General features: G+C 40.2%; 8 protein-coding genes. 7 read left to right on the forward strand and 1 reads right to left on the reverse strand.

The window, feature by feature from the left end; translation table 11 throughout:
• Positions 1–564 precede the first annotated feature (564 nt).
• The 7 genes from P9B04_RS10225 (at position 565) to P9B04_RS10255 (ending at position 7,442) form a co-directional block, all read left to right on the forward strand.
• Positions 565–1,701, forward strand: coding sequence for a glycosyltransferase (locus P9B04_RS10225; protein ID WP_342054888.1), 1,137 nt, complete (start codon positions 565–567; stop codon positions 1,699–1,701).
• Positions 1,702–1,801: 100 nt separating this feature from the next.
• Positions 1,802–2,536: a sugar transferase gene (locus P9B04_RS10230; protein ID WP_342054889.1), complete on the forward strand. Its 735-nt coding sequence runs from the start codon at positions 1,802–1,804 to the stop codon at positions 2,534–2,536.
• Positions 2,537–2,733: 197 nt separating this feature from the next.
• Positions 2,734–3,822: a GDP-mannose 4,6-dehydratase gene (gene gmd, locus P9B04_RS10235; RefSeq protein ID WP_342054890.1), complete on the forward strand. Its 1,089-nt coding sequence runs from the start codon at positions 2,734–2,736 to the stop codon at positions 3,820–3,822.
• A gap of 102 nt (positions 3,823–3,924) precedes the next feature.
• Entirely contained in the window at positions 3,925–4,863 is a 939-nt protein-coding gene (locus P9B04_RS10240; RefSeq protein ID WP_342054891.1) for a GDP-L-fucose synthase family protein, read from the forward strand.
• A gap of 136 nt (positions 4,864–4,999) precedes the next feature.
• Positions 5,000–5,923: a response regulator gene (locus P9B04_RS10245; RefSeq protein WP_342054892.1), complete on the forward strand. Its 924-nt coding sequence runs from the start codon at positions 5,000–5,002 to the stop codon at positions 5,921–5,923.
• A gap of 237 nt (positions 5,924–6,160) precedes the next feature.
• A complete protein-coding gene (locus P9B04_RS10250; protein WP_342054893.1) occupies positions 6,161–6,346 on the forward strand; it encodes a hypothetical protein in 186 nt (61 codons plus the stop codon).
• 40 nt (positions 6,347–6,386) lie between these two features.
• Positions 6,387–7,442 (forward strand): Gfo/Idh/MocA family protein, encoded by a 1,056-nt coding sequence (locus tag P9B04_RS10255; RefSeq protein WP_342054894.1) that lies wholly within the window; start codon positions 6,387–6,389, stop codon positions 7,440–7,442.
• Between the two features lie 57 nt (positions 7,443–7,499).
• Here P9B04_RS10255 and P9B04_RS10260 read toward each other — a convergent pair whose 3' ends face one another.
• Complete coding sequence (locus P9B04_RS10260) at positions 7,500–8,228, reverse strand: YdcF family protein (RefSeq protein ID WP_342054895.1); 729 nt, start codon at positions 8,226–8,228, stop codon at positions 7,500–7,502.
• Between the last annotated feature and the right edge of the window lie 97 nt (positions 8,229–8,325).

Consider the following 8,325-nt stretch of genomic DNA (forward strand, 5'->3'; position numbering starts at 1 on the left):
TTCTAAACAAACTTGTAGTATAAAATGCTACTTTTGAAGTGCGGAATCTGGGATCTAAGTTCGATACAAGAAGAAAATTCAGAGAAAATTTCTCGCCGAGCATTCCCGTACAGAAAAAACCTCGGCGGGGTCTCTCCTCAAGGTTAGGAGTCTCAAACAACTGTTATCTCCTCAAAAAAGACTTAACACCGCTACGAAACACAATTAAAAAAGAGTATTTCCCTTTATTTCCATCACCGAGCCAGTTTGAATTCAATTCAAGCTGGCTCGGTGCGGCTCTGTTCACATATATAATAGACAAATCTTCTGGAAGATTCTTAATAGCTTTCCCTGAAGCTAAGGCTATAACCATGTTAATTTCATGTATCATACAGACTTGCTGTTAGTTTTTACCCACATAGCAATTCTGATACTTGTGAGGTACAGAGGTTATCATTTTGAGGCAGAGGGTAGGAGGCGACATTCACAGCGTACCTCATGAGTCAGAGAAACGCCATATTTCCTACTTTAAAGTGTCTGCTGTACCCAATATGATTTTAATACTTTCTTTCTATGAAAAGTGCCATGAAATATGCCCTAGTTCATGAGTGGTTAACTCCCCAAGCGACAGGAGGCTCAGAATTAGTCGTCAAAGAGATTCTACAGCATATCGAAGCCGATGTTTATGCTTTAATTGACTTTGAGTCCAGTAATGTCGAAAGTTACTTATATGGGCGTTCCATTGGTCATACTTTCTTACAAAATTTTCCATTTGCTCGTAACGGTGTACAAAAATATTTGCCTTTTCTCCCGTTGGCCATTGAGCAGTTAGATTTGAGAGCTTACGACGTGATTTTGTCTTCTTCCCATGCAGTGGCCAAAGGGGTTTTGAGCAGCCCTCAACAACTTCATATCTGCTACTGTCATACTCCTATGCGCTACGCTTGGGAATTGACCTTCGACTATCTCAATTATTCTCGAGCTGGCAGAGGAATACCAGGAATTTTTACCCGCTACCTATTACATCGTCTTAGACAATGGGATGTAATTTCTGCCAACCGGGTGGACTATTTTATCGCTAACTCCCATCACACCGCCAGTCGTATTTGGCGTTGTTACCGACGGGAGGCCAAAGTGATTTATCCTCCTGTGAATATCGATAGATTTTCTTTCAGTTCCAACAAACAAGATTTTTATCTAACGGTTTCTCGATTGGTAAGTTATAAAAAAATCGCCTTAATAGTGCGAGCTTTTAACCAATTAGGTTATCCTTTAATTATTATTGGTGATGGGCCTGATTTGCCAAAAATTCGTCAAATGGCTCAAGGGAATATCAAAGTCATGGGAGCGCAAAGCAATCAAGTGGTAGAGCAATACATGACTCAAGCCAAAGCATTTGTTTATGCGGCTTGCGAAGACTTTGGTATCGCCTTGGTGGAAGCCCAAGCCTGTGGAACCCCAGTTATTGCCTATGGAGGTGGTGGTGCATTAGAAACCGTAATCGATATTCGTCAAGATAAGGATAAAGGGACAGGGATTTTCTTTTTCCCTCAAACCCATACAGCTCTGGCAGAAACTGTTGAAACTTTCTCAAAGTTTCAACATCAGATAAATCCAGAGAGTTGCCGTAACCAAGCGGCAAAATTTACTCCCAAAGTCTTTGAAACGTCTTACTTGGCGTTCTTGGAACAGTGTTATCAAAAGTTTAATCAAACTATTTGATAACCAAACTTTCGATTAATGTGATCTCTAGGGCTATGATTTGTTTCATTGGCTTCTAGGACCATAACTGGTGTGGTGTGATGTGATGTGAAGGAGTAAGATGACTGCTAATAGCCAATTTATTGCTGTCAAAGCCATACAAGCTTTGACCAGAAGAGGTCTACCGACCTCCATTTCCCGAAGAATTGATCGCAAATCTCGTTCTAGACCTATTGTCAGCGATCAAGTTGTTAAGAGAACTTTTGATATCGTCTTTTCATTGGCGGTGCTGGTTATTTTTTCACCTGTCTATTTGTTGCTAGGATTGTTAATCGGTGTAAGTTCTCCAGGCCCTATTTTTTACTGTCAAGAAAGGGTCGGAAAGAACTTTAAAAAGTTCAAATGCATCAAATTTCGCACAATGGTACAAAACGCTGATCGGGTACTGGAAACGATGATGGCTGATTGTCCAGAAATGCGCCTCGAATTTGAAGATAACTTCAAACTGAGAGCAGATCCCCGTATTACTTGGATCGGTAAATTCTTACGTTTGACCAGTTTGGACGAATTTCCACAGTTTTGGAACGTTCTTAAGGGAGACATGAGTGTTGTTGGTCCTAGGCCCCTAGTCCCCGAAGAATTGTGTAAGTATGGTAGCAAGATTGAAAAAGTCTTGACTATTCGTCCTGGAATTACGGGTTTGTGGCAGGTTTCAGGAAGGAATGACATTCCCTATCCTCAAAGGGTGCAAATCGACGTTTATTACGTTAACTATCGTAATTTGTTGATGGATTTATGGATCATTTTCAAAACCATCGGTGTCGTTCTATTTCCTGAAAATAACGGTGCCTATTGATTATTGCACTAAAATTAGTTTCTAGCCTCACTAGCAAGCTTTCTCTCATACGGGGAAAGCTTGATTTTTTAGGCAGAGTAGAGCAGAAAATAGAGGGTATAGGCAAAGCTTGTCATTGTGAAGTAAAGTATGTTATTAAGACCCAAGAAGATTACAAAACTAAATCAATTTTTTCTCATATTTAGGACAACTAAGCGATGACCCAAACAAAACGTGCCCTCATCACTGGAATTACTGGACAAGATGGTTCTTACTTAAGCGAGTTTTTATTAGACAAAGGATACGAAGTTCATGGGATCATTCGTCGAAGCTCAACCTTTAATACCGATCGCATCGACCATATGTACATTGATCCTCACCAAAACGATGCAAAGTTGTTTCTACACTACGGAGACTTGACCGACGGTACCACCCTTAGACGCATCCTAGAAGAAGTACAACCCTTTGAGATTTATAATTTAGGCGCTCAGTCTCACGTTCGGGTCAGTTTTGACTCTCCAGAATACACTGTGGATGCTGTGGGTATGGGAACCCTAAGAATTTTGGAGGCTATCAGAGACTATCAACAAAGAACAGGTATCGAAGTCCGTTTTTATCAAGCCGGCTCATCGGAAATGTTCGGTAAAGTACAAGATGTCCCCCAAAAGGAAACAACCCCTTTTTATCCCCGTAGTCCCTACGCTTGTGCCAAAGTGTACGCCCATTGGCAAACCCTTAACTATAGAGAATCTTACAATTTATTTGCCTGTAATGGCATTTTATTTAACCACGAATCCCCTCGTCGTGGGGAAACCTTTGTAACCCGAAAAATTACTAGAGCGATCGCCCGCATTGTTGCCAAAACTCAGAAAAAACTCTATCTAGGAAACCTCGACTCAAAACGGGACTGGGGTTACGCAAAAGACTACGTCAGAGCAATGTGGTTAATGCTACAACAACAACAACCCGATGATTATGTAGTCGCCACAGGAGAAACCCATTCTGTTCGAGAATTCGTGAAAATTGCCTTTGAATACGTCAACCTAAACTGGGAAGATTACGTATACTTCGATCAGCGTTACTTGCGTCCTGCTGAAGTAGATTTACTAATCGGTGATCCAACCAAAGCCAAGACAAAACTTGAATGGGAACCTTCTGTTACCTTTGAGCAACTAGTTCATCTCATGGTAGAAGCAGATCTGGCAGCTTTAGGACTTTCCTCTCCAAATACAACATCTAATGACAAAGTGTTACTCTTCAAGGATAATGCTTATGTGCGTCAACCGATGAGTGTCATGGTGGACTAATTTTGGCGGTCAGTTGTTTATTAATTAGAGATTAAGTCATTCTTAATAGCTAATGATTAACAACTGTTCAGGGCCTTCAGGGATCAAGGGAGTATCAACGCAATGCTAGATTTAACGAATAAAAAAATTTTGGTAACCGGTGGGGCTGGTTTCCTAGGGAAACAAGTGGTTAAAGAGTTGGTGGCCGTAGGTACACAACCAGAAAAAATTACCATTCCCCGATCTCGTGATTGTGATCTCAGGAGACTCGATCATTGTCAACGGGCAGTAGAACAACAAGACATTGTTATCCATTTGGCTGCCCATGTGGGAGGGATTGGCTTAAATAAAGAAAAACCTGCCGAATTGTTCTACGACAATTTAATGATGGGCGCACAGCTAATTCACGCCGCCTACGAGGCAGGGGTAGAAAAATTTACCTGTGTAGGAACTATTTGCGCCTATCCTAAGTTTACCCCTGTTCCTTTTAAAGAAGACGATCTTTGGCATGGTTACCCAGAAGAAACCAATGCCCCTTATGGCATAGCTAAAAAGGCATTATTGGTTCAGTTGGAATCTTATCGGCAACAATACGGGTTCAACGGTGTTTATTTGCTACCAGTGAATTTATACGGACCCGAAGATAATTTTAACCCTAATAGTTCTCACGTTATTCCTGCCTTGATTCGTAAAGTTTATGAGGCTCAAAAAGAAGGGAAAAAAGAGCTTTTTGTCTGGGGTGATGGTTCCCCAACGAGAGAGTTTTTATACTCCACCGATGCTGCCCGAGGTATCGTTATGGCAACCCAAGTATACAACGAACCAGAACCGGTGAACTTAGGAACTAATTACGAAGTTCCTATTAAATATTTAGCCGAGTTAATTTGCGAGTTGATGGAGTTCGAGGGGAAAATTATTTGGCAGACCGATAAACCCAATGGTCAACCCCGTCGCTGTTTAGACACACAACGGGCTAAAGAAAAGTTTGATTTTGTAGCTCAGGTGGACTTTAAACAAGGCTTAAAAAACACTATTGACTGGTATCGAAATCATCCACAATAAAGAATAGGGTGTTCCTTGACTAACTTTTAAAGACTTAACTCCTAACTCCTAAAATCGAACTAAGGCTAACAAACTGTGTTCAAGATTAAACTCAGTTTATGAAAAGAAGCACAAATTTTTATCCATAACGCTTATTGTGAATGATTCAAACCGAGAACCAGAAGACTGTTCAATTCTGATTGTTGACGATGATCGCACCATGAGAAATCTCTTGAAGATTGCCCTGGAACAAGAAGGTTACAGAACCTTCGAGGCTAAAAATGGTCAGCAATGTCTCGAACAATACAGTTATCAAAAGCCCGATATGGTACTAATGGATGCAATTATGCCTGGTATAGATGGGTTTACCTGTTGTAGACAACTGCGTTCTCTGAGCAATAACAATTATGTTCCCATTTTAATGATTACAGCTCTTGATGATCAAGACTCCATCGATCAAGCATTTGCAGCAGGAGCAACAGACTACGTTACTAAACCAATTTTTGGGTCGGTTTTATTACACAGGGTTAATCATCTGTTGTCGAACGGTAGAACTTTAAGACGGTTAAATCTTCTTGAGTCTCGGTTGGCTAAACAACAGCAATGGCAACGTCTAGAATATCAGATAAGTCATCAGTGGCAGAAATCGTCTTCCCTTAAATCCCTATTGCAAGACTGTCTGCAGCAATTACAAACCCACTTAGAGGCAGAAAGACTTGGTGTCTATCGGATAGATGGGAAACTAATAACCGAAGTAATCGCCCCCGCTTATCCTTCTGTTAAGACTTTCCCGTGGGAAGAAATTACTTTGTTGAGAGTTTATCAATCTACCTATCAACAGGGAAAAACCGTCGTTCTCAATTTTTCTGAAAACATTGCTTTATCTACGGAACAAATTTCCTTCTTTGAGCAACTTTCTTTAAAAAATCTGACTTTGGTTCCCCTCTTGGTTAACAATAATCTTTGGGGGATTCTTTGGATTCATCATTGTCGAGTTTCTTATCAATGGGAAACTTGGGAAATAGAAAGATTGAGTCATTTAAGCAATTTATTAGCTATTAGCTCCGAAATCATGAAGTAGAAAAATATTTAATCTGGGAAAATTTATCACTCCGTTAAATTAGTTACACAAAAATTGTTAACCTTAACATAAACTAAAACTTAGACACAAAGTCAATTATCACCCTCCGATTGCTTATTGCAACCGCCTACACTTCAGTGGCGGTTTTTTATTGCTAATCTGTAATATTTCCCTATCAATCTCTTAAAAAAATCAGTACAATAAAAAGGGAAATCTTATTATCGAAATTATCGTTTTATGGAATCTAGTAGCCCGTCAGGGAAGGCCACCGAACCTCCTGCTCATAGATGGACTCACGTTATGGGAATAGCGATCGCTATATTGACTCTTATAGTGCCTGTTCTAGTCATTGCCTATTACTCCTCAAATTCGGCTAACTCTTCTCCTTCTCCTCGCACATATCTAGATAGTCCCAGAGAATGATGTAAACTACAAGTCAGTTGCGAGAAAGGAATAACAATCTTTGAAAACTCGACTAGCTATTTTAGGCGTTGGACGTTGGGGAAACCATTTAGTGCGTAATTTTTTGGCACATCCTCAAGCAGAAGTAGTGGCGATCGCTGATCATCTCTCTGAAAATTTAAAGGCCGTTAAAGACAAATTTTCTCTCGATTCTCAATCTGTTTTACTAACATCAGATTGGAACATTATTAAACAAAAAGTTGATTTGGATGCTGTGGTGGTTGTCACTCCTGCATCAACACACTACTGTCTAATCAAAGACGCTTTGCAATCAGGTTATCATGTCTTAGCAGAAAAACCCTTAACCCTTGACCCCGAAGAATGTCTAGAGTTGACTCGTTTAGCACAACAGCAAAAACGACAATTAATGATCGACCATACGTATTTATTCCATGCTGCGGTCAACCAGGGCAAATCTTTTCTAGACAAAGGAAAGTTAGGAACATTGCGTTATGGATACGCGAGTCGCACACATTTAGGGCCAGTCCGTCAAGATGTAGATGCACTTTGGGATCTTGCCATTCACGATATTAGCATTTTCAACCATTGGTTGGGAGAATATCCCTTTCAGGTACAAGCACAAGGTGTCGTGTGGTTACAAGGGGATCGTCGCACCAATTTATCTCCCAATGGTTTAGGGGATATGGTTTGGTTAACCTTGTATTATCCTAGCGGATTTCAAGCCCAAATTCATCTTTGCTGGTGTAATCCAGATAAACAGCGTCGATTGTGTGTGGTGGGAAAGGAAGGAACGTTAATTTTTGATGAAATGTTGAAAGATGAACCCCTAGTTTTACAACAGGGTTATGTGGAACCCAAGGGGGAAAAATTTATTCCTCAAGGAGAACACAAAGAGGTTATACCTGTAGAAAAAGCCGAACCTTTGAAAGAAGTGTGCGATAGCTTTTTGGAGAGTGTTAGGACTAATATTGTTTGCAAGTTTTCCTCGGGGATAGTTGCCACCAAGTTAGTACAAATTTTGACCAGTTTGAGTCGTTCCATGGAAGAAAATGGAGCTATTGTTACTATCTCTGACTTAGATTTTTCTGGCGAATAACTATTAGATAACCTGAGAAAACTTAGAATCACCCGAGACTTTTAAAATCCCCACAAATTAGCCATTTTCTAAATCTAGCGGTGAACCTTCAATCAAATAAGAAATACCTCCCTGGTACTCGCACCTAAATCCCTTTTCGTACCACTTGGAAAGGTCAACCGCTTCTAAAGGAGTTACGTAAAAACAGGGAGGTTGGATAACTTGACTAACAACGGCCCACATTAAACTACGAGTCACATCCAAAAAAGTTTTAAAGTCTGATTCATGATTGCCAGGAACCCCTTTCTCCGAGGGAGTATCCACTTCAACTGCGATACCTTTGGCTCCTAAATGGATTTGTGCCAACCATTTAGCTCGGGGGAGATGGCTTTGTGAAGTTATGACCTTGACTTTATGAACTTTGTGCTTTTGTAGTAAGGGAATGCAAAAGAAAAAATTCTCAAAAGTCGAATTAGCGCATTGTTCTAGAAAAACATTATCCATTGGAGCTTGTTCTCTTTGAAAAATTAGCTTAATACAAGGGGGCTTCGAGCCTTGAGAAACAATGATAGGAATGTCTTGATATTGAGGAGTAATCTGAGCTGCATAAATTTCCCGTCGAATACTGCCACCCAAAACTAAAATGCCATCTACTGCGTGATTACCATTAATGGGCAATCTTACCAAAACATTGAAAGCTAAGCTACTAAAAACAAAACCAATTAAGACCAAAAAAAATAACTTAATGCGTTTTTTCCATTTCCTCTTAGTTAAACGAGCGGTTAAATTGATTTTTGACCTTTTCACTATGTTTTTCCCTGTATTAATGTTTGCGAATCTTCTACATCTAGCGTATCTTCTCAAAAAGCCAGGGGTCACTCGCTGCGAAAACTTAGGCCAAACA

The sequence above is a fragment of the Crocosphaera sp. Alani8 genome, assembly GCF_038442745.1.
Classification (GTDB): Bacteria; Cyanobacteriota; Cyanobacteriia; order Cyanobacteriales; family Microcystaceae; genus Crocosphaera.